Origin of the sequence: Paenibacillus sp. JNUCC32 (assembly GCF_014863545.1) — a bacterium.
GTDB classification, from domain to species: Bacteria; Bacillota; Bacilli; order Paenibacillales; family Paenibacillaceae; genus Paenibacillus_AQ; species Paenibacillus_AQ lautus_A.
Genome location: NZ_CP062260.1, coordinates 1,133,630 through 1,158,811, shown reverse-complemented (window position 1 = coordinate 1,158,811; position 25,182 = coordinate 1,133,630). Strand labels below are relative to the sequence as shown.

General features: G+C 52.0%; 20 protein-coding genes and 1 pseudogene. 1 reads left to right on the top strand and 20 read right to left on the bottom strand.

The features are described from left to right. Positions 1-3 precede the first annotated feature (3 nt). The 6 genes from yfmF to uxaC form a co-directional block, all read right to left on the bottom strand. Positions 4-1,284, bottom strand: coding sequence for an EF-P 5-aminopentanol modification-associated protein YfmF (gene yfmF / locus JNUCC32_RS05315; protein ID WP_192571298.1), 1,281 nt, complete (start codon positions 1,282-1,284; stop codon positions 4-6). A 123-nt stretch (positions 1,285-1,407) separates the two neighbouring features. Further along, positions 1,408-2,220, bottom strand: coding sequence for a spore cortex-lytic enzyme (sleB, locus tag JNUCC32_RS05310; RefSeq protein WP_192571297.1), 813 nt, complete (start codon positions 2,218-2,220; stop codon positions 1,408-1,410). 193 nt (positions 2,221-2,413) lie between these two features. Continuing rightward, positions 2,414-3,526 (bottom strand): glycoside hydrolase family 88/105 protein, encoded by a 1,113-nt coding sequence (locus JNUCC32_RS05305; protein ID WP_192571296.1) that lies wholly within the window; start codon positions 3,524-3,526, stop codon positions 2,414-2,416. Between the two features lie 45 nt (positions 3,527-3,571). Continuing rightward, the gene (locus JNUCC32_RS05300) at positions 3,572-5,086 is read right to left on the bottom strand and encodes a UxaA family hydrolase (protein WP_096774489.1); all 1,515 of its coding nucleotides are present in this window, start codon (positions 5,084-5,086) and stop codon (positions 3,572-3,574) included. Beyond that, positions 5,079-6,599: a tagaturonate reductase gene (locus tag JNUCC32_RS05295; RefSeq protein ID WP_192571295.1), complete on the bottom strand. Its 1,521-nt coding sequence runs from the start codon at positions 6,597-6,599 to the stop codon at positions 5,079-5,081. The genes JNUCC32_RS05300 and JNUCC32_RS05295 overlap by 8 nt, the downstream gene beginning before the upstream one ends. Positions 6,600-6,602: 3 nt before the next feature. Continuing rightward, complete coding sequence (uxaC, locus tag JNUCC32_RS05290) at positions 6,603-8,027, bottom strand: glucuronate isomerase (RefSeq protein ID WP_192571294.1); 1,425 nt, start codon at positions 8,025-8,027, stop codon at positions 6,603-6,605. 190 nt (positions 8,028-8,217) lie between these two features. Between uxaC and JNUCC32_RS05285 the strand changes: the two genes are divergently transcribed. Further along, positions 8,218-9,081 carry a helix-turn-helix transcriptional regulator gene (locus JNUCC32_RS05285; protein WP_015736289.1) on the top strand — a complete coding sequence of 288 codons (864 nt, stop codon included), beginning with the start codon at positions 8,218-8,220 and terminating at the stop codon, positions 9,079-9,081. A gap of 80 nt (positions 9,082-9,161) precedes the next feature. Here JNUCC32_RS05285 and JNUCC32_RS05280 read toward each other — a convergent pair whose 3' ends face one another. The 14 genes and pseudogenes from JNUCC32_RS05280 to rpsO form a co-directional block, all read right to left on the bottom strand. Further along, entirely contained in the window at positions 9,162-11,828 is a 2,667-nt protein-coding gene (locus JNUCC32_RS05280) for an FtsK/SpoIIIE family DNA translocase (protein WP_430623451.1), read from the bottom strand. A 40-nt stretch (positions 11,829-11,868) separates the two neighbouring features. Then, positions 11,869-12,111, bottom strand: coding sequence for a YlzJ-like family protein (locus JNUCC32_RS05275; protein WP_009594714.1), 243 nt, complete (start codon positions 12,109-12,111; stop codon positions 11,869-11,871). Next, positions 12,108-12,884, bottom strand: coding sequence for a ClpP family protease (locus tag JNUCC32_RS05270; protein WP_009594727.1), 777 nt, complete (start codon positions 12,882-12,884; stop codon positions 12,108-12,110). Before JNUCC32_RS05270 ends, JNUCC32_RS05275 begins: the two co-directional genes overlap by 4 nt. A 268-nt stretch (positions 12,885-13,152) precedes the next feature. Beyond that, the gene (locus tag JNUCC32_RS05265) at positions 13,153-14,832 is read right to left on the bottom strand and encodes a ribonuclease J (protein WP_009594732.1); all 1,680 of its coding nucleotides are present in this window, start codon (positions 14,830-14,832) and stop codon (positions 13,153-13,155) included. A 225-nt stretch (positions 14,833-15,057) separates the two neighbouring features. Then, positions 15,058-15,939: a 4-hydroxy-tetrahydrodipicolinate synthase gene (gene dapA, locus JNUCC32_RS05260; protein WP_192571292.1), complete on the bottom strand. Its 882-nt coding sequence runs from the start codon at positions 15,937-15,939 to the stop codon at positions 15,058-15,060. 109 nt (positions 15,940-16,048) lie between these two features. After that, a complete protein-coding gene (gene dapG, locus JNUCC32_RS05255) occupies positions 16,049-17,263 on the bottom strand; it encodes an aspartate kinase (protein WP_015736294.1) in 1,215 nt (404 codons plus the stop codon). 130 nt (positions 17,264-17,393) lie between these two features. Next, positions 17,394-17,600 (bottom strand): annotated as a pseudogene (locus tag JNUCC32_RS05250) (Asd/ArgC dimerization domain-containing protein); the annotation flags it as partial. Further along, a complete protein-coding gene (locus tag JNUCC32_RS05245) occupies positions 17,593-18,183 on the bottom strand; it encodes a dipicolinate synthase subunit B (protein WP_192571291.1) in 591 nt (196 codons plus the stop codon). The gene JNUCC32_RS05245 and the pseudogene JNUCC32_RS05250, both read right to left, overlap by 8 nt. Further along, positions 18,184-19,080: a dipicolinate synthase subunit DpsA gene (gene dpsA, locus JNUCC32_RS05240; protein ID WP_015736295.1), complete on the bottom strand. Its 897-nt coding sequence runs from the start codon at positions 19,078-19,080 to the stop codon at positions 18,184-18,186. A 246-nt stretch (positions 19,081-19,326) separates the two neighbouring features. After that, on the bottom strand, positions 19,327-19,773 hold the full coding sequence (gene dut, locus JNUCC32_RS05235; RefSeq protein ID WP_192571290.1) for a dUTP diphosphatase: 447 nt from the start codon (positions 19,771-19,773) through the stop codon (positions 19,327-19,329). Further along, positions 19,748-21,016: a M16 family metallopeptidase gene (locus tag JNUCC32_RS05230; RefSeq protein ID WP_009594719.1), complete on the bottom strand. Its 1,269-nt coding sequence runs from the start codon at positions 21,014-21,016 to the stop codon at positions 19,748-19,750. The genes dut and JNUCC32_RS05230 overlap by 26 nt, the downstream gene beginning before the upstream one ends. A 94-nt stretch (positions 21,017-21,110) precedes the next feature. After that, on the bottom strand, positions 21,111-22,103 hold the full coding sequence (locus tag JNUCC32_RS05225) for a polysaccharide deacetylase family protein (protein ID WP_015736298.1): 993 nt from the start codon (positions 22,101-22,103) through the stop codon (positions 21,111-21,113). Between the two features lie 217 nt (positions 22,104-22,320). After that, entirely contained in the window at positions 22,321-24,426 is a 2,106-nt protein-coding gene (gene pnp / locus JNUCC32_RS05220; RefSeq protein ID WP_192571289.1) for a polyribonucleotide nucleotidyltransferase, read from the bottom strand. Positions 24,427-24,831: 405 nt separating this feature from the next. After that, entirely contained in the window at positions 24,832-25,101 is a 270-nt protein-coding gene (gene rpsO / locus JNUCC32_RS05215) for a 30S ribosomal protein S15 (RefSeq protein WP_006211281.1), read from the bottom strand. Positions 25,102-25,182 lie beyond the last annotated feature (81 nt).

Sequence of the window (25,182 nt, the reverse complement as noted above, 5' to 3'; positions counted from 1 at the left end):
CGGCTATTCCTCCTTTTGACCTTTCAGGAAATAGATCGTATCCAGGGAAAATGCCGAAGCCGCCTGCTTCACATCGTCCACTGCAATGCCCTCGACCTGCTTCAGCAGCTCATCCGGCGTACGTTCCCGTCCCGACAGCGTGCGGTTAAAATCATACGCAATCATCTCGAAGGCCGAATCCTGCATTTCTTTGATCACGTTGCGGATCATGGCTTTCGTCTGGGTCATTTCGATGTCCGAGATGGCACCCTTGGCCATGTCATCGAGCTGTTGGCGAATGATGTCGACCGCCTTCTCGAAATTTTGTACCTCGATCCCGGATTGAATGGTAGCAATCCCTTTATGACCGTCATATCGGGAGGAAGCGTAATACGCCAGACTTTCCTTCTCCCTCACGTTAACAAACAGCTTCGAATGCGGATACCCTCCCAAAATCCCGTTATACAGGAGCGCAGCGGCATATTCATCATCTCCGTACGTAATCGTGCTTCGAAGGCCCATGTTGAGTTTGCCTTGATTGATGTCCAGCTTCTCCACGACCGTCTGCGTCTCGTTAGCGGCCGTCCGCGTGATAGAAGGAACATAATCCCTGCTTTCCGTCCGATTCAGTTTAAAATGCTCCTCGACGAGCGTCTTCACCTCATCCAGACTCGTATCGCCAACCACGTACAAATCCAAAACGGACTCTTGGAGCCATTTCTGATAAGATTCATACAAGCCCTCTGGCGTGATGCCGTCAAGGTCCTTCCGCTCTCCGAGCGGATGCAATCGGTACGGCTCGTTCTTGCACATAACCTCAATGCAGCGCTCGGCGGCATAACGGATCTTATCGTTTACGATAGACTCCAGCTTCTTGCGGACCGTGTCGCGCTCGGTCTGCACGTAAGATTTGCGGAATGCGCCATTCTCCAGCACAGGCTGGGTGAATGCCTCGCCCAGAAAAGCAAATGAGGAGCGCAGCAGGCTCTCAGGGCTCTTAACAAAAGAGTCATTGATCGTGTCCATGCGGAAGTGCACGATCTGATAATCGCCGCGCTTATACACGTCAAAGCCAAACCCGGCGCCGTACAGCTGCTCCAGCTGCTCGCGGAATTCTCTGGTTTCCGGGTAAGAAACCGTCCCTCTGCGCAGTACAAAAGGCGTAAGCGCGGTCGAGGTCACGGTTTCCTCCGCTAACGGGCTTCCGGCGTAAAGCGATATCGCAAATGTCTTGAATCGGTTTGTCGGCAACACGTGAATCCGTATCCCTCCGGCAGTACCGTGTTCAAATTCCGTTTTCGTCAAGGTCCATATCCCCTTACATCATGGATTGTCGTTGCCATAATTTACTTCATAGATAACTTACATTCTAACCCATCGCAAAGTGAAGAAGCAACCGAAGACAGGCCCCGGTTGCCGTTGGTTGAGCTACATACAGAAGATATGTTGACCGATGGTTTTGACTTGAGGACGCGTCCAAATCCATGGCGAGGTGGCTGTTTTCGGATTGAAGTAGTACAAGCATCCTCCTGTAGGATCCCAGCCGTTCAGCGCCTGCTCCACCGCTTTTCGAGCCTGCGCGTTCGGCTCCAGCCATATTTGGCCGTCAGCGACCGCGGTAAATGCTCTCGGCTCGAATATAACCCCATGCGGCGTGTTCGGGAAGCTTGGCGATTTCACCCGGTTGAGAATAACGGCCGCTACGGCGACCTGTCCCTCAAACGGCTCTCCGCGCGCTTCGCCGTAAACGGCATTCGCCATGATTCTCAAATCATTGTCGGACAGGCCCATAGTATTCGATGAGGCTAAGTTGTTATTCCCTTGATTAGTACCGCCGCCGTTTCCGCCAGCACCGGCCGCTGCACCTCCGCCTTCATGAAGCTTCGGAGCGGTCGGACGGAAATCCTTGGTGGCGTTATACAGTTTCAGTTTGACCTTCGGCCCCACGATGCCGTCCACCTTCATGCCGAACTCGGATTGGAACCACTTGACGGCGCCTTGGGTCTTGGAACCGAACACGCTGTCGATTTTGCCGTGATAAAAGCCTAGGTACTTCAGTCGCCCTTGCAGCTCATACACGTCTTCGCCGGTGGAACCGAATTTGATGGTCTGCTGGCTAAAGGTCGGCAAAGCTTCCTGTTGACTCGAACTGTGATCCGCTTTCAGCCTTCCCTGGGCGAAGACGACGGCAGATAACAGTATCGCAATGCTGATCAGAATCCAGATTCTTGAGTTTTTCATGCTGCGCTCTACCTTTCTCTTGTGGTTTAACAAGCCTCGCTACCGTTATTATGACAAGCCTGCCAATATCCTATGCACCTATTCCCTGAGGACGGCATGAGCGCAGAAGTTCCTATAAGCGCAAAGAGAGCTGCTCCTATGAGGGAACAGCTCCTTAAATGTTCTGTATCAGTTGCAGCGTTCAAACACGCTTTCATCCGTCGCTTCTGCCTAGCTCTACGCACGCCATGACCAACGCTCCGACGCCATGAAGGTCATTTTCGCATTGCTGCCTTTCCACATAGTGCTTGTAATCGCCTACCCCCGTGCCGATGCAGATGTGGGGCATGACCAAATGTCCCTTGTCATTGCGATATACGCATTGGACCAGGCCTTGATATCCCTGTCTCGCATACGTCATAAAAGAAGGATCCAGATAACCCAGACGGACTCCTTTTGCCAAGGTATAGGTGAAAAGACTGGAGCAGGAGGTTTCGAGCCAATTGTCCTCCCGCCCCCCTTTGTCCACAACCTGATGCCACAGACCGGTAGCCGGATCCTGATAACGCACCAGCGCTTCGCTTAATTCACGTAGCGCGGCAGCCAGCTCTTCCCTCGCCGAATGATGCTCAGGCAGTAAATCGAGGAACTCGACAAGCGACAGCGCATACCAGCCTATGGCGCGTCCCCAAAATTCCGGAGACTGCCCGCTGACCGGATCCGCCCAGGGCATCGTTCGGCTCTCGTCCCAAGCATGATAATACAAACCGGTAGCCTCATCCTTGGTATGGGAGCGCATCAGCTTCTCCTGGAACAATACCTCGTCAAATAAATGCGGCTCGTTATACTGCCTCGCATAGTTCATCGTAAATACGCCGCCCATATACAGTCCGTCCAGCCACATCTGGTATGGATACCGGTCCTTATGCCAATAGCCGCCTTCGGTGGTCCGGTTCAGCGTGGACAGCAAGCGGAGCAGTTTATCTGCTGCGGCCCTGTAGCGGTATTCGGGAAACACAGCATCCAATTCCATCAGGAGCAGGCCCGCTTGAACGGAATCCAGCTCCCCCCGCTCCAGCAGCAGGTTGCCGTTAGCGTCCACCAGATGATCAACATAGCCTTTGATATAATTCAAAAACTTGGCGTCCCCGTTAAATTTCCACAATTGAGACAACCCAACCAAAAATACGCCCTGATGGTAATGCCACCTGCCTGCAGGCGGAAGCTGCTCGGGCAAATACGTTTCCATGATCGATTGGCACGCCTTGGCGGCGAGTTCTATTGGTAACAAAGCGGACTGTGCCTGCTGCTGTACGGGATTGGACATACGTGCTCCTCCTCTTTCTAATCAATTACTAAAAAGCGATTGAATTTATAGAATAACGCCATCCTTGAAAATGGATATTTCCCGAAAGCCGTTCCGTTCATTTTGCGTCTTCTCAACGCCTGAGGCCAAATGAACGATGACCTCCAAGAGTTCCGCATGAAGCTCATCCATGCTTTTGCCCTCCAGCAGAGCTCCCGCATTATAATCGATCCAATGCTTTTTACGTTTGGCTAGTTCGGAATTGGTCGCGATTTTGACGGTTGGTACAGGCCCCCCAAACGGCGTCCCCCTTCCGGTCGTGAACAGCACGAGGTGGGCGCCGGCTGCAGCGAGTGCCGTAACCGATACGAGGTCATTGCCCGGCCCCTCGATCAGGTTCAGTCCCGGCTTCGAAGTTCTTACGCCGTAACGGAGCACATCGGATACGGTTGCAGTCCCCCCTTTTTGGGTGCATCCCAGCGATTTCTCCTCTAAGGTCGTGATGCCGCCGTCTTTATTCCCGGGAGACGGATTTTCATAGATTTCCTGTCCATGCGAGACGAAATATTGTTTAAAGTTGTTGATGAGCAAGGTGATATCCTGGAACACCTGCTCGTCGGCAGCCCGATCCATCAGGATCGTTTCGGCTCCGAACATCTCCGGCACCTCCGTTAGAAGAGCGGTGCCTCCATAGGCGGTAATCGTATCCGCGATGCGGCCCGCCAGCGGATTGGCCGTAATGCCCGAGAGGCCGTCCGACCCGCCGCATTTCAGCCCGATCTTCAGTTTGGAGAGAGGAACCTCCGTTCTTTTGAAGGTCTCCGCATATTCCACGAGCTCGGATATAAGGGACAACCCTTCCTCCAATTCGTCCTCCATGTCCTGGGCACGCATATATTTGATCCTATTCCCGTCCTGCTCCCCGATCATGGCCTGCATTTGATCGATCTGATTGTTCTCGCAGCCGAGCCCGATAATGAGCACGCCTGCGGCATTGCCATGCTGAGCCAGGGAGGATAATAGGCGCTGGGTATGGCTCAGATCATCTCCGAGCTGCGAGCAGCCGTAAGGATGCGGAAAATGATAAATCCCATCAATCCCTCTCCCTTGAAACTGCTGACCTGCCATTCGTGCCAGCAGCTCGCAGGTTTTATTAATGCAGCCGACGGTGTTGATGATCCAGATTTCGTTGCGGATTCCAACCTCGCCGTTCGGTCTGACATATCCTTGGAAAGTTGACGAGCCGTGGCTGGCAGCTGAAGGCTCAAGCCCTTGATTCGCGTTTGGCTTATACTGATACTCCACTTCACCGGAGAGACCTGTTTTCAAATTGTGGGTATGAATCCAGGTCCCCGGCAAAATGGCTTCCTTCGCCAGACCGATCGAATAACCGAATTTGAAAACATGGCTACCCGCCTCAATCCACCGCAGAGCCACCTTATGACCCTTCGGGACGTCCTCCGTTAATTCGATGGCATGCTCCTTCCCGTTCAAGATCCCGATGGCATGTTCTCCTGCCGACAAAGGACGAAGCGCAATGCCGACATCATCCTTGCTGTGAAGTATGACGATGTCACTCATGTGTGTTGTTCAGCTCCATTTCTTCGATATAACTGCTTATCGTTTCATGAAGAGCGGGAATTCGGTTCAGATCCTCGCCCCATATCCTCTGGTTACCAAGAATGGAGGCCACAAGCTGACGTATAGTCCACTCCCCGCCGTCTACCTTTTGCCAAGCTTGCTGCAGTGTCATCAGGTTATCCGGATCATCTCTTAACGGCAGCCGTTCACCATCAAGTCGCGTGCCGTACCATTGCCCCTCTTTTGTGCCGATATGATACAGACGGATCAAGGAAGCCAATCCAAGAGTAATGGTGCTTGGCAGCTCATTATGCATTTTGATATATTCCTTTAAGCTCGGCAGAACCCGAACCCTAAATTTGGACATGCTGTTCATGGCGATGTCCTGAAGCCTGTGCCGAATGAAGGGGTTGCCGAACCGCTCCCACACGGTTGCGGCATATGCTGCAACCTCTTCCGGCGGGAGGGGCACCCCCGGGACGATCTCCTCGAGCATCGCGTTTCGGATGCGGTCACCCCATTCAGGACTTTCCGTCATCTCCTTCACTTCGTTCAAGCCATGGAGCAGGCCTATCGAAGCCATAAGGGTATGCGTTCCATTCAAGATCCTTACTTTTCTAACCTGATACGGAGTCAGATCGGATACCCAGCTTACCTGAAGGCCCGCCGACCGTAGAGGCAGTCTGGACTCCAGTGACGGATCGCCCTCAATCGCCCAGAAATAATAGGGCTCGGCCGTGTTGAGCAATCGGTCCTGATGACCCCATTTATCAAAATAACGCTCCGCTTCGTCCGGATAGCCGGTTACGATCCGGTCTACAAGCGAGTTCAGGAACAGATTGTGCTCCGCCACCCAGCTCTGAAAGGCGGGCGAAAGCCCCCAATCCTGGGCATGCCGCAAAACAATGGATCGCAAGATATCCCCGTTTCGTTCCAGAAGCTCGCAGGGCAATATCATCAAGCCCTTGTCCGGAGAGCCCTCATAATGTTTATAACGCCGGTACAGCAGCATGGTCAGCTTGCCGGGATACGACAACACCGGTTCGTCCGGATTCCATTCACTGCGCTGATAATCGAGGCCCGCCTCGGTGGTATTGGAAACGATGATATCCAGGGAATCCAACTCGGCGATCCTTAAGAAGTTCTCCCATTCCGCATAGGGATCCACGATCTTCGAGAACACCGGAATCCACTGCTCCTTCTCAACTTTTCGTCCATCCTGCAGACCTCGGGTCAGCAGGCCGTATATCCCTTCCTGTTCCCGCAGCTGCTCCAGCTTGGGCCTTCCGCCGGGTCTTGGCTGACTGACCGCGACGCTCCCTTGAAACAGCCCCTGCCGGTTGCATTCATAGATCATCCAATCGAAAAAGCCCCTGAGAAAATTACCTTCGCCGATTTGCAGCACCTTCACGGGGAAGTTCAACATCTCCGAGTCCTGGCGTATATCCTGCTGCTGGAGAAACTTCCGTCCGACCAACTTCAACGATCCGCTTCGGTCCGTGCTCGTACCCATGGTTTATCTCCCTTCCGTCTGGCCAAACCGGAAATAACGCTCGGCGTTGTTGTAACAGATATCCTGCACGATGCCTCCGAGCCACGGAAGATCATCCGGCGCTTCGCCCCGCGTAACCCACTCGCCGAGAAGATTGCAAAGAATACGGCGGAAATACTCATGCCGGGTGTAAGACAAAAAACTTCTGGAATCGGTCAGCATCCCGACGAATCGGCTCAACAGGCCCATATTGCCGAGTTTGCTCATCTGCTCGACCATGCCGTCTTTGGTGTCGTTGAACCACCACGCCGAGCCGAACTGGATTTTGCCCGGAATGCCGTCTCCTTGAAAACTCCCGATAAGTGCTGCAAGGATATCGTTATCGCTGGGGTTGAGCGAATAGAGTATCGTTCTCGGAAGCGCCGACTCTTGATCGAGCCGATCCATCAGCTTAACGAGCGGTACGGCGATCGGACTATCGTGAATCGAATCATAACCGGTATCCGGACCCAATTGTCGGAACATCCTTGTGTTGTTGTTGCGTTGGGCATTGATATGGAACTGCATGACCCAGCCGAGCCTGGCGTAGACACGGCCGAGATGAAGCAGCGTATGCGTCTTGAACTGTTCTTCTTCTTCCCGGGAAACCCTCTCCCCTTGAAGCGCTTTCAAGAAAATGTCGCCCGCCTGCGCCTCGCTGACCTCTCGATAAGGCACGTAATCCAGCGCATGATCGGATACCCTGCCGCCAACCGAATGGAAAAATTCCGCCCGCTGCTCCAGCGCTGCCAGAAATGCCGGATAATCCGCTATCTCGATCCGGCTTCGCTCGGCGAGCAACTTCACCCAAGGAACGAACGTCTCCCGGTTAATCTCCAGCCCCTTGTCCGGACGGAACGACGGGAGCATCTGAAATCCGGCATCGCCTTCCTCTGCCAGCTTGATATGATATTCCAGGCTATCCGCCGGGTCATCCGTCGTACACACGACCTTCACGTTGCTTGACGTAATCAACCCCCTGGTCGTAAAATCATGTTCCTGTAGGCGCTTGTTTGCCGCCTCCCAAATTCGCGGAGCAGTCTTTTCCTGAATGATATCCGATATGCCGAACAGCCTTTGCAGCTCCAAATGCGACCAATGGAATAAGGGGTTGCCAATCGTCATCGGCACGGTGCGGGTCCAAGCCAAGAAGCGGTCATAATCGTTCACGCCCGGCCCTCCCGTGATGTAGGCCTCTTCCACGCCTGCAGCACGCATCGCCCGCCATTTATAGTGGTCACCGTTGATCCAGGCTTCCGTTAAGTTCACGAACCGGTGATTGTCAACGATCATTTGCGGACTCAAATGACAGTGGTAGTCGATGATTGGCATGGCTTTAGCATAATCGTGGTATAAGATGCGAGCAGTCTCGTTATGAAGCAAAAAATGTTCATCCATAAAAGGTCTCATGATTTCACCGTCCGTTTCTGTAGATTATCTACTATGTTACGGCATCATCAGTTGGATTTCTTCACGTTTATTGCGAATATAGAGGATTATTCAACATATCTTGCTTTGTTTTGCAAGAAGAAGTTGATACAATATAGCTGTATATATTGAAAAAGCTCCAAGATGTTATGATCTGAACGAAGCGGGGGCGATTGTCATATCCAGCGAAACCCATACCGTATCCTACGGAGAAGAAGAAGGCGAATTTTACTATCATCGCATTCACCGCACAAAGCCCTTTGAACGGAATAACCATTATCACGGAACTTATGAAATCTACTATTTGGTTTCGGGAGAACGCCATTATTTTATCAAAGAGAAGCTGTACTCCATACGGGCGGGGGACCTGATTCTCATCAATAAATTCGATGTCCATAAAACCTCGGGCCATGGAGACCCGGAGCATGAGCGTATCGTCATTAATTTCAGCGATTCCTTTCTCGGTAAAGGCCATCCCTTGCTGGCATCGGGATTGCTCGGCATGTTTAACCAGGATCGGCCGCTGCTGCGTTTAACCGTGCCGGAGCAGGCCATCATCATGCAAATTCTGAATAAAATGGCCGATGAGATCCGGGAACGCTCCGCTTCGTATGAGCATATGCTGCAGGTGCTGCTTACGGAGTTATTAATCAAAACCTATCGATTAACCCATTCCGCCTCACTGCCTGCCAACGTCTCCATGAATCCGCTCCATCAGAAAATCACGGACGTGGTGAAGTTTATTCACGTCCACTACGCAGACAAAATCACGCTGCAGGGATTATCCGAAACCTTCTACATCAGTCCGTTCTACCTGTCCCGGATCTTCAAAGAGATTACGGGCTTTACCATCATTAATTACCTCAACCTCACCCGGATTCGCGAGGCGCAGCGCCTTCTGACGGATACGGATCTGAAAATCGTGGACATCGCCGAATCGATCGGCTTCGAAAGCCTCACCCATTTTGACCGGACCTTCAAAAAAATCATGAACATGACGGCAAGCCAATATCGCAAAATCAACAGCGTCCCCTGAACATGCAAAAAAGGAAGCGAGCCACCAGGAGTCCAGGTTTGTTCGCTTCCTTTTTTAGTTGTGATCATACAATGAGTCGCTTAGCTGATTCGATTCTGCTGCTGCTGATATTGCTCGATGGACATCAGCACTTCCCGCGGCTTGCTGCCCTCATAAGGACCGATCACTCCGCGCGCTTCCATGGAATCGATGAGGCGGGCGGCACGGGTGTACCCTACACGCATTCTCCGCTGCAGCAGCGATACGGATGCCTGCTTAGCTTCCAATACGATGGTCACCGCCTGTTCATACAACTCATCCAATTCTTCTTCGTCCGCGCCTGCAGATTCCTCTATTTCAGGCACCAACGACTCGTCATACTCCGCTTGTCCTTGATCCCGGACGAAATCCACGATGTTCTCGACCTCATGATCACTCATAAAGGCTCCCTGAACGCGGATTGGCTTGGAGGAGCCCATCGGCATAAACAGCATGTCCCCGCGGCCAAGTAGCTTCTCGGCGCCCGCCATATCCAGAATGGTTCGGGAATCGACCTGCGAAGACACGCCAAAGGCAATACGCGACGGGATGTTCGCTTTAATGACCCCGGTGATAACGTCGACCGACGGACGCTGCGTCGCGATAATCAGATGGATTCCGGCTGCACGCGCCATCTGGGCCAATCGAGTAATCGCATCCTCCACGTCGTTGGCCGCAACCATCATCAAATCGGCCAACTCGTCCACGATGACAACGATATACGGCAATACCGCAGGCAGATTATCCTTCATCAGATTGTTGTAGCCCTCAATATTCCGCGTTCCCGACTTGGAGAACAGCTCATACCGCTTCTCCATCTCCACGACGATTTTCTTAAGCGCTAAGGAGGCCCGCTTCGGGTCGGTTACCACCGGCGCCATCAAATGCGGAATCCCGTTATAGACATTGAGTTCGACCATCTTCGGATCGACCATCAGGAACTTAACCTCATCCGGCTTCGCTTTATACAGGATGCTGGTAATAATGCCGTTGATGCATACGGATTTACCGGAACCCGTGGCGCCTGCAACTAGGAGATGGGGCATCCGTGCCAAATTACCGACAATCGTCTGGCCCGAAATATCGCGGCCGAACGCGATCGACAGCTTCGATTCCGCGTCCTGGAACGTCGGCGTTTCCATAACCTCACGCATGGTGACGAGCGAAACTTCATTGTTCGGCACTTCGATCCCGATGGCGGACTTGCCTGGAATCGGCGCCTCCATCCGAATATCCTTGGCCGCAAGCGCGAGTGCGATATCATCGGTCAGATTCACGATCCGGCTGACCTTGACGCCGATGTCCGGCTGAATTTCATAGCGTGTTACCGACGGACCCCGGACAACCTCCAGAACCTTGGCCCGAACGCCAAAGCTTTCCAGCGTGGCCTCCAGCTTTCGCGCTGTCTGCATGTAATCGTTCTGGTCTCCGCCTTTGCCGCCGTTGTTCGGTTTGGACAGCAGCCGGAACGGAGGCAGCTTGTACGGCTTGGGCGGCGGAGCCGGAGGCGCTGTCGGTGCCGATCCTTCTTGCCCACCAGTATCCGCCATAACAGCTGAATTCGTCTCGCCGTTCAGCGTCTCCGGGTCAACCATGGCATCCGAACTTGATGCCGCGTTCCCCGAAGGGTCCTCATGTGCCGGAGGCATCACCGCTTCGTGATCGTCTTGATCGTCATCCAATCGACCTTCTTGCTTCACCTGCTCAAAGAAATCGCGAATAATCGGCGAAGAAGGCACAGGATCCGGTGCAGAAAATGCAGCATCCGTCCCCTCCTCCGTTTGATCCGCTCGGCTGAACAGTACGACCTCGCCCTCATCATGCTCACCATGTCCGTTGCCAACCGTAAATACCGGAGCCGACTCATCCATAACATCCTCTGCCTCTTCTGCGGCTTCGTTCCGCTTGTTGCCCTTGGAACCAAACAGTTGGAAGAATTGCGGCGCTTTACGCTTCGGCAGCCGCATGCCTTCCATATCGTCGAGGTCATCGTCTTCATCCAGATCCTCCGGCAGCTGTATGCGTTGCTCCTTGGCGCTTGCCTTCGCCGCCGCCTTTGATTTCGTCTGCTGGCTGTTCATTTTCTTTTGGATTCGTTCCCCGGCTTTCACAACCCTGACGCGGAACATCCGCATTAAATCGACATAGGACAGATTCGTAATCAGCATGAAGCTGATAAACAGCATGACAATCACAATCAACTTTGCCCCGATGCTGCCGAACAGCATCAACAAGAGGGCAAACTGCAAGGCTCCAACATAACCCCCGCTGATATCCCGGCCCATGACGGGATGACGTCCGTCATCCGCCCCGGCATGAAGGAGCTCGCCCTGCAAATCACTATGTATCTGGCTCATCGCACTCGATGCATTCAATTGTCCGATCGGAGCCAATTTGGACTCCAGACCTGCAATACTGCTCATTAAGGTGAGCGATAATACCAGGAGAAGGACACCGGTACGCCTGCTGTTCCACCGTTTGGGCCATTTTCGGTGAATCATCACCATTAACCCGTAATAAATGCCGATTAGGGGGATGATAAAATAATACTTACCCAGCAGATATCCCGACATCTTGGACAGGGAACGCCCCACCGGTGCTTCTCCGGATAACGCGATGACCGAGAGTGTCATCAATACAATTCCATAAATTTCATATTTCAATACGGCTGCAAAGGCTGCCTTCTTCTTTCTTTTCCGCTTTGCCAAATGTGTCACCCCCGAATCCATATTATAGCATAATATTCGGTGGCGTACCTATGTTCTGTTTTCAGCCTTTAGCCTCATTTTCGACGGTCGGAATATAGCGAATCATGGTCCCTGGCGCGTAGCGCGGGTTCAAGTAATCATGAAGCCCGCAATCCAATAAACGAACGATTTTCGCCTGTTCTTCCGTTACAGGCTTCACTTCCATCAAAATGCCATCGACTCGAACTTCCCTGGACATGACCTCCTGCTCCACTTGAAGCAGCCCGGTCGTCGGATCCAAGGGCATGACGCTGTACCAAGTCATTGCGTAATCCCCCCGGGCTGAATCGTTTTACGCTCGGCGATCATGCTATTCAGTCGGCTTAATGCCTGTCCGATTCCACCCACTTCGTTCATTAAGCCATACTTTACGGCGTCTGTACCCGAAACCGCAGTACCGATATCTCTGTTCAATTCGCCGGTCTTGAACATCAGATCCTTGAACTGTTCCTCCGTGATCCCCGAGTGGCTCGTCACAAAGCGCACGACGCGTTCCTGCATTTTCTCCATGTATTCGAAGGTTTGCGGCACGCCAATGACTAACCCGCTCATGCGAATCGGGTGAATCGTCATCGTTGCGCTCTCTGCGATAATCGAATGGTCTGCGGCAACAGCGATAGGCACGCCGATGCTATGACCCCCTCCTATGACAACCGTTACCGTCGGTTTGCTGAGCGATGCAATCATTTCGGCAATGGCAAGCCCTGCTTCCACATCGCCGCCAACGGTATTCAAAATGATCAAGAGTCCCTCGATTCGCGGATTTTGCTCGGCTGCCACTAGCTGTGGAATCATATGCTCGTATTTGGTCGTTTTATTTTGCGGCGGCAGCACGAGATGACCCTCGATTTGCCCAATAATCGTCATGCAAAAGACGTTGGATTCTCCGCCGGTCGGAAGCCCCGTCTGTCCCAGCTGCTGAATGGTTTCCGTCACGGCCGCTTTCTTGCCTTCCTCGGTCGGAACGACCGGAGGCGCCTCCGTCTCGCCGGTCCACCCCGCTTTTCTGTTTCCCGTCATCCGTTGATCGTTGTCCATCGCGCATCCCTGCCTTTTATTCTTAATGTCTAGCTGCTGCAACAAACACATAGCTAACCCTTAGTATGGCAAATGACGCGGCTTTTTTATGCTTGTGCAGAACATTCAGCATTAGGCCTTGCTCATAACAAACAAAAAACTCCTGCCGAACCAATCGGGAGAAGTTTCAATGATTTCCATATAAATAGCCCCTTTTTCGCGGAAACCGTCCAATTATTACCTGCGAAAAAGGGGCGACTGTGTGCCTGATTTATTGTATTGTCTCGTATCAGACTTCCATGATGATCGGCAAGATCATCGGTCTGCGACGTGTTTGTTCATACAAGAAGCGTCCCAAAGCGTCTTTCACGCTGGTCTTCAGTGACGCCCATTCATTCACGTTTTCGCTCATCAGCTTCTGAAGCGTGCTTGAAACGATACGGTTGGCTTCATCCAGAAGCCCTTCGGATTCTCGTACGTATACGAATCCACGGGAAATAATATCGGGACCGGAAACGATGGAGCCGTTTTGTTTGCTCAACGTAACGACAACGACCAGAATTCCGTCCTGGGACAGAAGCTTGCGGTCGCGCAGTACGATGTTCCCTACGTCCCCGACGCCAAGTCCGTCAATCAGCACATTGCCTGCGGTCACTTTGCCGGCTTTGCGGGCCGAGCCGCCTTGAATCTCCACAATTTCTCCGATATCGGTAATAAAGATGTTGTCCGGATCCACGCCAACGGATTCCGCAAGCAGGGCATGACGGCGCTGCATCCGGTACTCGCCATGGACAGGGATGAAAAATTGCGGTTTCATCAGATTCAGCATCAGCTTAAGCTCTTCCTGGCTGCCGTGACCCGACACGTGGACGCCCGAATTGGATCCGCTGTAAATGACGTCTGCTCCAAGACGGAACAACTCATCGATCGTACGACCCACGTACTTCTCATTTCCTGGTACTGGAGTCGCGGCGATGATGACCGTATCTCCCGGCAGAATGTCCACCTTGCGGTGAGTGGAACGTGCCATGCGCGTGAGCGCTGACATCGGTTCTCCCTGACTGCCCGTACACAATACGACAACGCGGTCCGCTGCCATTTTATTTACCTCTTCGGGTTCGATCAGCATGCCGTCCGGAATGTGCAGGTATCCAAGCTCTGCAGCAATGGATACAACGTTAACCATGCTTCTCCCGATTACCGTGATTTTGCGTCCGGTGGACTCGGCTGCGTTGACAACCTGTTGAATACGGTGCACGTTCGATGCAAACGTTGCAACTACAACCCGCTGCTCGGCTTTGCGGAAGATGTCTTCCAGCACGATGCCTACGTTTTTCTCGGAAGGCGTAAAGCCGGGGCGCTCTGCGTTTGTACTGTCCGACAGAAGTGCCAATACTCCCTTGCTTCCGATCTCAGCCATACGCTGCAGATCCGCATACTGGTCATTGACCGGAGTATGGTCAAATTTAAAGTCCCCCGTGTGCACCACATTGCCTTCCGGCGTTTCGATACAGATCCCCACGGAATCCGGAATGCTGTGATTGGTTTTGAAGAAGGTCGCTTTCAATGTGTTTCCGAGTTGAACTTCCGAATCCGCATGGATCAGAATCCGTTTCGTCTCACCAAGCAAATTCGCTTCTCTGAGCTTGTTTTCCACCAATCCGAGCGTCAATTTCGTTCCGTATACAGGAACGTTCAAGTGTTTCAATACGTAAGGGAGGCCGCCGATATGGTCCTCGTGACCGTGAGTCAGCAAAATCCCTCTCACTTTGTCGCGATTTTCCGTTAAATAGCTAATATCAGGAATAACAATATCAATCCCAAGCATATCTTCTTCTGGGAACTTCAATCCCGCATCCACGACAACGATGTCGCCTGCATACTGGATGACATACATGTTCTTCCCGATTTCACCGACGCCGCCCAAGGCAAAAATCGATAGTTTATCGCTGCTTATTTTCTTAGACAAATGTATCTAACCCTCCTATAGTTTTGGACGTCGTACCATTGTTATATTAAATTTCAAAAAAATACCGCACCCAGTCACTTGAATTCATTATACATGATGAAAAAGTGAAAACACAAGTCAGCCACCTTCGTGAGCCATAGGATGCCCAGAATCAAAAGGGTTTAAAACGAAGAAAGCCACCGCCTTCGATGAAGGCAGTGGCCCTGAAAATAGGTAAGCGGCAGCTTACAAGGAAGACAGCATATTACGGATAAAAGCAGCCTCGTTCTCGCTTGGAGCAACGAGCGGCAGGCGAACCCCGCCGACTTGATAGCCGCGTTCGTTCAAAGCGAATTTTACCGCCGCAGGATTCGGAAGCGGGTCGGGACATTCAAAGAGGCCTTTGAACAGCGGGAATAAGGATTGATGAAGCTTGGCAGCTTCCTTCACGTTCCCCTCCACGTAGGCTTCGATCATGTCCTTCATGCGGGCACCTGCAATATGGCTGGCCACGCTTACGATTCCATAAGCACCCACCGACAATGCAGGCAATGCCGCGGAATCGTCGCCGGAATATACAATGAATCCTTCGGGAGCACCTGCTGCAATGCCGGTAACCTGGTCAATCGAAGCGCATTCCTTGGTCGCAACGATGTTCGGAATTTGTGCCAGCCTTAACGTGGTGGACGTGCTTAGGCTGATGCCCGTTCTTCCAGGCACATTATACAGCATGACGGGCAAGGAGGTTGCCTCGGCAATCGCCTTAAAATGCCGGTAGAGTCCTTCCTGGTTCGGCTTGTTGTAGTAGGGTGCAACAAGCAAAATGCCGTCGACGCCGCAGCTTTCGGCTTTTTTCGTCAATTCTGCGGAATGTGACGTATTGTTGCTGCCGGTGCCCGCGATGATCTTGCTCCGTCCGCCCGCCTGTTTCACAGCGAACTTAAACAATTCAAGCTTTTCGTCTTCGCTAAGCGTTGGCGATTCGCCGGTCGTTCCAGCAATGACCAGGGAATCCGACTTCTGTTCCACAATCAGGTGCTCAATCAATCTCGCAGTCTCGTCCCAATTGATCTGGCCGTTCTGATCAAAAGGGGTTACCATAGCCGTAATCAGTCTTCCGAAATCCACAATGATTCCTCCTTAAAGCATTCCCGTGCGGGAATGCTTCCTTCGTAAGTAATCTTATCTATATTATTTCCTATCAAACGCTTTAAGGGAATATCCGTCTTTAGTAACTTTATCGGTGAAGCTCAAATTTATGATGAAGTGCGCGCAGCGCTTGAGCCATATCCTCTTTTTTAACCAGTACCCATATCGTCGTATTCGAATCCGCGGATTGCAGAATCGGAATGTCGTGCTCGCTCAAGGATTCCACGATTTTGGCCATGATGCCCGGAACGCCGTTGATGCCGCCGCCAATGACGGACACTTTGGCACAGCCGGATAAGCTTTTCGGTTTCAGGTCCAGGCTCTGCAGCACTTCGATCGCCTTCTCCGAATCGCTGTCAAACACCGTATAAAGCACTCCGGTAGGGGTAACATTAATAAAGTCCACGCTGATGGAATGCTCGGCCATCGATTTAAATACCTTCAGTTGAAGACCTTCCGTGCGATCGCATTCCACCGAGATTTGCGTTATGTTGCTTACATAGGCAACTCCCGTCACAAAGCGGTCCACGATTCCGGATTGAATATCTCTGAAACCTTCAGGCTGGGTTACCAGCGTGCCCTCATTATCCGAGAAGGTCGACCGCACTCTGACCGGAATTTGGGATTGCATGGCAATCTCAACCGCTCTAGGATGAATGACCTTTGCCCCTTGATGAGCCATGTTGCAAATCTCCGTGTAACTTACGTAACTAAGCGGCTTCGCATCCTCGACGATGCGGGGATCCGCCGTTAGAATGCCGTTGACATCCGTGTAGATATCTACCATTTCAGCGCGAAGCGCGGCACCGAGCGCTGTAGCCGAAGTATCGCTTCCGCCTCTGCCCAGCGTGGTAAAGTCGCCGGAATCGGTCTGCCCCTGGAAGCCGGTTACGATGACAACCTGATGACTCTCCAACTCTTTCAAAACCCGTTCAGGTTTTACGTCCTTGATACGTGCATTTCCGAAGTGATCGTCTGTGAGAAATCCGGCTTGTGCACCCGTCAGAACCGTTGCGGTTATCCCCTCATGCTGAAGGAGACTGCACAGCGTTGAAGCCGAGATAATTTCACCGCAGCAGAGCAGCAGATCCCGTTCTCTGTCTGGAAGCGCGTTTCCGTTATGCCCGATCCAGTCCAGGAGCGTGTCTGTCGCATAGGGCTCCCCTCTGCGTCCCATAGCCGATACGACCACGACCAATTGGTAGTGATTGGCCAGTTCACGCTGGATGTGCCCAATAACATGGGTTCTTGCTTGCGGTGTAGACAATGAGGTGCCGCCGAATTTTTGAACTAAGATGCGCATAAAATATTCCTCCGTTTATATATGCCCAGGAGACGTAAATTGCGGGCCGACCGACTGAAACGGCCGGCTATTAAGCCTGGCCGTTCCGTTGTTGATGATGATTTCTGCGATTTGCACAGCATTTCCATGCTGCACCCTTCAGAAGAGATCTAGCGATGAACTCCAGATCATAGTCCTTCTTGAATTCAACGTACATGGATTTCGAATGCCCGTTAACGACCGGGATGCGTACACTAGCAGCCGTCACTTCAATGGATTCGTCGCCCATCATTTTTTTGGTCTCGCGGACCATCTTCATTTCTTCCAGGGTATAACCGTTCTCTGTAATTTTATCGAGAATATTCAACGATCATCGGCTGGAGCTGTTTCCCTTCCAATGCCGCATAACAAGCTTCCGGAATCAGATTCATTTTGGCGACAAGCGAGTTCGGTTTCTGCTGCGGATTATCCTGTCCGTAAGGGACGAAATATATGTTTTTGGTAACCAGCAGCTTCGCGATATTGGCCGCATTCAGTCCAAGGCCGTCATTCGTTGAGATCGCCAGCACCAGCGGTCTGCAATTTCTCATCTGCGCCTTGGCTGCCATTAAGACAGGACTGTCAGTCATCGCATTGGCCAGCTTGCTGGTCGTGTTTCCCGTGCAAGGGGCGATAACCAGGACGTCAAGCAGCTTGGATGGGCCCAGCGGTTCCGCCTCCACAATTGTAGAAATAATATCATTCCCGGTTATATCTTTCAACTGTTTCTGCCAATTTTCCGATGTGCCGAATCGGGTATCGGTCGTCATGATGGTGCTCGATACAATCGGCACCACATTCGCTCCCCCGTCTTTGAATCGCTGGATCAGCGGCATCACTTCTTCGAGTGTGCAGTGCGATCCTGTCAGGGCATAACCCACTGTAATTCCATTCCAATTCATTTACGCATCCCCCCGAATCTTGATTTCTTCAGAAATCAGCTCCACCAGCGTGTTGGCCATGATGATGCCGGCTGTTTTTGGAGCCACGATTCCGGGTAGTCCGGGTGCGAGCATGGCTTTGATACCCCGTTTCTCGGCATAGCGAAAATCGCATCCGCCGGGTGCGGAGGCAAGGTCAATAATGACAGCCTCCCGAGGCATTTTCGAGATGATTTGTGCTGTGACTATCATAGTTGGAATCGTGTTAAAAAGCAAGTCAATATCCGACACATAAGAACCCAGATCCCTTACCAGGAAGGGCTTCCAGCCCATTTCCTCAGCTCTTGCGTAGTGCTCCGATTTACGTACCCCCATCCGAATTTTGGCACCCAGTCCCTGCAGGCTGCGAGCCATTGTAAATCCGGTCCGTCCCATGCCGAGCACCATGCTTGTAGATCCGTGGATCGTAAAATCCGTGTTTTGGATCGCCATCATGAGTGCGCCTTCGGCGGTCGGAATGGAATTATAAATAGCCACATCGTCCCTCTCCAATATCTCTACCAGCTTGATCTTATATTTGTCACATAGCGAGCGCAAATAGGGTTTCGCCATGCCTGTATAGATCACTCCATGTCCGGGCATCGCCGCGATATGTTCTTCCTGCAGTCGCAGCGGCCCTTCCGAGAATAGCGCGCTGACACGTCCCTCATCATCACATCCCACTACAGGCAGGATCAGAGCATCGGCGTCCGATAACAGCTCTGGCGTAAGCGGCTCGCGAGTCACTCCCTGAAAAGAATCCTGCAGTTTCTCAAACCCGGCGATCATGACGGAGGCATCCATCTCAGCGCATTTGCGAATCACTTCAATTTGCCTTGCGTCTCCTCCAACAAAGACGGTCCGGACTCCAGTCAGCATGGAAGGCCTCGCTCCTTTCTTCAAACCAACGTATAAAGCATCTTATGCTGCCGCCTATGGGGAGGTGAGCGCATTTCCCTTAAACTACCGCCTTAACGCAGTAAATAACGTTAGGAGAGATAAGTCCGGCTCCATGTCCATCCTGCTTGAAGACCAACGAAAAAAACACCGCTCCGTTTCAACCGGAGCGGTGTTCATGCTGATATCATGATCCTGATGATACCCTTAAGTTTCCCAGGGTATGGTTTATTTGCCGGTATGACCGAATCCGCCCGCCCCGCGTACCGTATCGGACAGTTCGTCAACTTCCGTAAATTCTACGGCAGGCACGGATTTGAACACCATTTGGGCAATCCGCTCATTACGCTCAATCGCAAAAGGCTCCTGTCCCAAATTGATAAGCAGCACCTTGACTTCCCCGCGATAATCGGCGTCAATCGTACCCGGAGCATTCAGGCAAGTAATGCCATGTTTATAGGCAAGACCGCTGCGCGGACGTATTTGCGCCTCAAGCTCGGCCGGCATGGCAATCGCAAAACCGGTCGGGATTAATTTGCGTTCACCCGGGTTTAGCACCACCGGCTCTTGAACGGCAGCGTGCAGGTCGAAACCCGCGGCCAGCTCGGACATTTTCACCGGAAGTTTCACATCTTCATTTCCTGGCAATCTATTGATTTGAACGTAGTGCAACAAATTCATTCCTCCTAAGTACATTCAGTGCTTTATCTGAAGTTCCTACCATCGCTAGTGCATATGGAGTCCCAAACATACGGTCAAGAACCGCATTGACATCCTTCATGTCGACCTGCTCGATCCGTTTAATGATCTCGTCCAGACTGAAATGGCGGCCCAGCATCAATTCGTTCTTGCCCAAGCGATTCATGCGGCTGCTCGTGCTCTCCAGACTTAGGATGAGACTGCCCTTCAATTGTTCTTTTCCTTTGCGCAGCTCTTCCTCCGTCATCCCGTTCTGTGCCAAATCATGAAGCATTTCCGTGGTCAGCTGAAGCACTTCTTTTGTCTGTTTGGGCGCTGTGCCTGCATAGATGGTAAACATGCCGTTATCCGCGTGGGAACTGTGGTATGAATATACCGAGTACGCCAGCCCGCGCTTCTCCCGAATTTCCTGAAACAAGCGTGAGCTCATGCCGCCGCCAATGGCGTTATTCAGCAGAACCATCGCATACTGAAGCTCGTCGCCGATCGAGCAGCCGGGAAACGACATGCAGATATGATTCTGCTCCGTTTTCTTCTTGCGGAACTGCACGCCGTCCAAAAAGGCCGGTACCGCCAGCGGCTCCGACGTTCCATGGTTGGCAAAGCCGCCAAAATGGCGCTCCAATAACGCAATCACTTCATCATTGATGTTGCCGGCGAGGGCAATCACCGTGTTCTCAATGGTATAGTGCCGGTCCATGTAGGATCTCAGCGCTTGCGAATCCATCGACTCCAGCCGCTCCTTCGTGCCGAGAATCGGATAAGCAAGCGGGTGGTCACCGTACACCGACAACGACATCAGATCATGAACCAGATCATCCGGCGTATCTTCATACATCGCAATCTCTTCAAGAATGACATTCTTCTCCTTGGCTAACTCGCCCGCATCCAGCTTCGAGTTGAAGAACATGTCGGACAGCACGTCAACGGCAATCGGAAAATGCTCATCCAGCACCTTGGCATAATAACACGTATATTCCTTGGACGTAAAAGCGTTGACGTTACCGCCGATGGCATCAAATTCTTCAGCTATGGCACGGGCGTCAAAGCGCTCCGTCCCTTTGAACATCATATGCTCTATAAAATGCGTAATCCCGTTGATGTCTTCCGATTCATTGCGGGATCCGGTTTTCACCCAAATGCCGAATGAAACCGAACGACTTGTCGGGATTTGCTCCATAACCACTCTCAGGCCGTTAGACAATTGTATTTTTTTCACGAATAGGCCCCCCTAACTGTTCCATCAAAGGCTCACTTCGGCTGACAATCAGCCTCATGCCATCCATTCATTCTATCAAACTTTACCATGCGGCTCAACTTCCCTTTGGCATGATTCGCTCCGGTGAAAGCGTCTGGCTGACGGTCCCGATCTCCAGTCCCTTGGCCCGTATTCCGTCAATCATTCCTTTTAATGCTTGGGAAGAGGAGTCCGTTGGATGCATCAATATCAAAAATCCCGGCTCCACCTTCGACGTAATCTTCTGAACGACGGCATCCGGCGCCGGATGCTTCCAGTCAACCGTGTCAAGCGTCCACAGCACCGTCTTCAATCCTCTTGCATGCGCGATGGATACGGTCTGCTGATTGAAATCGCCGGAAGGCGGTGCAAACCACTTATTTACTACGCCCAGGCTTTCTTTAAGCAGATCCTGCGTCTTTGCGATTTCCATCTCCGCCCGTTCCCTGCTGAGACGGCTCATGTTTGGATGCGTAAAGGCATGATTCTCCACCTCATGGCCTCGTTTCACGATCTCGGCGGCCAGCTCCGGGTTTTTCTTCAGCCAGCTGCCATCCAGGAAAAACGTAGTTTTCACCTTCTCCGCATCGAGCGTATTCAGCATCGGCACCAGAAATTCATTCCCCCACGCCACGTTTATCATCATCGATACCATCGGCTTGTTGGGGTTCCCTCGATAGATCGGTTGTTCCCCCAGATCATCGAGCGTGACTTTAGCCGGTATCTGCCGGTAAACGTAGGGAATGGCATCGCCGGCTTTACGTTTTTTCGACGATGCTGCTTGATATGTAGCTTCGATATCGACTTCGAGTCCATTGTATCCGGGAATCGCTTTCCACACCGAGTCCACCCTGGCATCCACCGGCTCGATACGCGATTTAGCCGCAGCGGCTTCAATTTGACCCAATAAATCCAGATCCACTGCCGTCTCTGAACCACTGACGAGATGCGCCTCCGGTTTGTTCTCCAGCCCCGATACGTATTTCCAAGCCCCGCTGAACACAGCAACAGCCGACACCATTGCGGCACCGGTCAGCAGCACGGCCATCTTTTTTCCATTCATGGGCATATCCATCCTCCCTAGAGAAGCTTTGTCCCATTTTATGTGCGATCTGACGGAAATATGTACCGAAACATAAGGCCTTAAGCCGTGTAAGCCTGACCCGATGCTTATTCCGAAGCAAAGAACATAGGGAGTCCGGCGTCTGATGAGCAAAAAAGAGCCAGAATGATAGGTTCTGCCTCTTTTCCTTCTATCGATATGCGGTTAAACCGGCAAGCGCGAATTAAGATCCGCTCTTGCTGGCTTCGGTTGTCAACACGGCTTTGCGAGACAGGTTAATCCGTCCCTGCTGGTCGATTTCGGTAACCTTCACGGTAATGACGTCACCGATTGCAACCACGTCCTCTACCTTCGCTACGCGCTCAGTCGAGAGTTGGGAGATATGCACAAGCCCGTCTTTGTTAGGCAGGATTTCAACAAATGCACCGAATTTCTCAATCCGTTTTACAGTACCTGTATAGATTTCGCCAACAGCCACCTCACGCACGATGCCTTCGATAATCGAAAGAGCCTTCTTGTTCATCTCATCGTTGGACGATGCGATGAATACGCGGCCGTCTTGTTCGATATCGATCTTCACGCCGGTCTCTTCGATGATTTTGTTGATGATTTTGCCGCCGGCCCCGATAACATCGCGGATTTTATCCGGGTTGATCTGCATCGTAATGATCTTAGGCGCATATTGGGACAGCGTTTCTCTTGGCTTTTGAATGGCTTCCGCCATTTTTCCAAGGATGTGCATGCGTCCTTCTTTTGCCTGCTGCAGCGCTTCCTGCAAAATCGCGCGATCGATGCCGTCGATCTTGATATCCATCTGAATGGCGGTAACCCCGTCAGGCGTACCTGCCACTTTGAAGTCCATGTCGCCGAGATGGTCTTCCATCCCTTGAATGTCCGTCAAGATGGAAACGTGGTCTCCGTCTTTAATCAAGCCCATCGCCACGCCGGCTACAGGCGCTTTGATCGGCACCCCTGCGTCCATCATGGCAAGCGTGCTTGCGCAAATGCTCGCTTGGGATGTCGAACCGTTCGATTCAATCACCTCGGACACGAGGCGAATCGTGTACGGGAAATCCACTTCATTCGGAATGACCTTCGACAATGCACGTTCACCCAGTGCACCGTGACCGATTTCACGACGGCCCGGAGCGCGAAGCGGACGCGCTTCCCCAACGCTGAACGGCGGGAAGTTATAATGGTGCATGAAGCGCTTGGTCTCTTCCAGATCGATTCCATCGAGAATTTGTACATCGCCTAGAGCACCTAGTGTACATACGCTAAGAGCCTGGGTTTGTCCACGCGTAAACAGACCGGAGCCATGCGTTCTAGGCAGCAGGCTGGTATCGCAATCGATAGGACGGATCTCGGACAGACCGCGGCCGTCCGGACGAACTTTATCGTGCGTGATCAAACGGCGAACTTCTTCTTTCACGATATCGTGAAGGACCTCTTTAACATCCTTCAACAACTCGGGTGTCTCGAGGTATTTCTCTTCGAACACGGTGTATGCTTCGTCGTTGATAGCGTCAATCGCATCTTGGCGAGCGTGTTTCTCCTCAATGCGAACGGCTTCAACAAGACGGGCTTCCGCAAATTCGCGCACTTCGCGATTCACGGTTTCATTGACCGCATGAAGCTTAACCGCCATTTTCTCTTTGCCGCAAGCTGCCACCAGCTCTTCGATCTTGGCTACGATTTTCTTGATTTCCTCATGCCCGAACATGATCGCTTCCAGCATGACTTCCTCAGGAACTTCGTTCGCTTCGGCCTCGACCATCATGATCGCGTCTTTGGTGCCGGCGACGACCAGATAAATATCGCTTGCTTCCTGCTCCGCAATGTTCGGGTTCACGACAAAGTTGCCGTCAACGCGACCCACCGCAACGCCGCCGATCGGACCGTTAAAAGGCACGTCCGAGATGCTCAAGGCAGCGGAGGTACCAATCATGGCCGCAATTTCCGGCTCGCAATCCTGATCAACGCTCATCACCAAATTCAGAACTTGAACGTCATTCCGGAATCCTTCCGGAAACAGCGGACGAATCGGACGGTCTGTCAGACGGCTGGCAAGAATCGCCTTCTCGCTTGGTCTGCCTTCGCGTTTGATGAATCCACCCGGAATTTTACCGACTGCGTACAAGCGCTCCTCATAGTTGACCGTCAATGGAAAGAAATCCAGATCCTTCGGTTCACTGGAAGCCGTCACCGTACACAGGACTGCCGTTTCGCCGTAACGAACCATAACAGCCGCATTAGCCTGCTTCGCAAGGCGCCCTGTTTCGAACACGAGGGGTCTTCCGCCAAGCTGCATTTCAACACGTGTTTCCATGTAATCCCTCCTCATGGGGATAAATTTTTTTAAAATCCTAATCATCAGCATGTTTTTGCCAAACGCTGTCCACATTTCCTAACCAGAGTCATCGAAGCGGTCGAATATCACGAACCTATGTACAGGAACAACCCGAACCGTATAGAAAACATTCTCCGTATAGATTGCCCCGGTTATACCATGAAGTGAAAATTAGCGAACAGACCACGCCTACCATCTATCAAGAATCTATATTAAGATAACCCCACAAAGTGGAGTTTAGGCTATGAAGCGTACGCAGTACTTTGTGGGGAAGCTTTCGTAACGGTAAATTGTACAATACTTAGAAAAGAGCCCGGCTGTGCCGCTGTCGTTCCAAGAAGGACAGTGGACAACCAGGCTGTTTTCGGCACATCTTATGGATGATTAGCGACGCAATCCAAGCTTCTCGATCAAAGCACTGTAACGTTTAACATCCTTGTTTTTCAAGTATGCAAGCAACTTACGGCGTTGGCCGACCATTTTCAACAATCCGCGACGGGAATGATGATCCTTCTTGTGCGTACGCAAGTGGTCAGTCAAGTTCGTAATGTTTTCCGTTAGGATAGCGATTTGCACCTCTGGGGATCCTGTATCGGACTCATGAGTTTTGTGCTCGTCAATCAGTTGTTGTTTACGTTCTTGAGTTAATGCCATCCTGTTCACCTCCCTCATTATAATCGCCGTTGGCCCAGGTACCGACGGTGAGATCGAACATCCAAGCCAAGGTTAGAATTG

Coding starts and splice junctions, on each gene's coding strand:
- sleB (WP_192571297.1), bottom strand. CDS start 2,220: ATGAAAAACTCAAGAATCTGGATTCTGATCAGCATTGCGATACTGTTA.
- JNUCC32_RS05305 (WP_192571296.1), bottom strand. CDS start 3,526: ATGTCCAATCCCGTACAGCAGCAGGCACAGTCCGCTTTGTTACCAATA.
- JNUCC32_RS05300 (WP_096774489.1), bottom strand. CDS start 5,086: ATGAGTGACATCGTCATACTTCACAGCAAGGATGATGTCGGCATTGCG.
- JNUCC32_RS05295 (WP_192571295.1), bottom strand. CDS start 6,599: ATGGGTACGAGCACGGACCGAAGCGGATCGTTGAAGTTGGTCGGACGG.
- uxaC (WP_192571294.1), bottom strand. CDS start 8,027: ATGAGACCTTTTATGGATGAACATTTTTTGCTTCATAACGAGACTGCT.
- JNUCC32_RS05280 (WP_430623451.1), bottom strand. CDS start 11,828: ATGGATTCGGGGGTGACACATTTGGCAAAGCGGAAAAGAAAGAAGAAG.
- JNUCC32_RS05275 (WP_009594714.1), bottom strand. CDS start 12,111: ATGACTTGGTACAGCGTCATGCCCTTGGATCCGACGACCGGGCTGCTT.
- JNUCC32_RS05270 (WP_009594727.1), bottom strand. CDS start 12,884: ATGGACAACGATCAACGGATGACGGGAAACAGAAAAGCGGGGTGGACC.
- dapG (WP_015736294.1), bottom strand. CDS start 17,263: ATGCGCATCTTAGTTCAAAAATTCGGCGGCACCTCATTGTCTACACCG.
- JNUCC32_RS05245 (WP_192571291.1), bottom strand. CDS start 18,183: ATGAATTGGAATGGAATTACAGTGGGTTATGCCCTGACAGGATCGCAC.
- dpsA (WP_015736295.1), bottom strand. CDS start 19,080: ATGCTGACTGGAGTCCGGACCGTCTTTGTTGGAGGAGACGCAAGGCAA.
- JNUCC32_RS05225 (WP_015736298.1), bottom strand. CDS start 22,103: ATGCCCATGAATGGAAAAAAGATGGCCGTGCTGCTGACCGGTGCCGCA.
- pnp (WP_192571289.1), bottom strand. CDS start 24,426: ATGGAAACACGTGTTGAAATGCAGCTTGGCGGAAGACCCCTCGTGTTC.
- rpsO (WP_006211281.1), bottom strand. CDS start 25,101: ATGGCATTAACTCAAGAACGTAAACAACAACTGATTGACGAGCACAAA.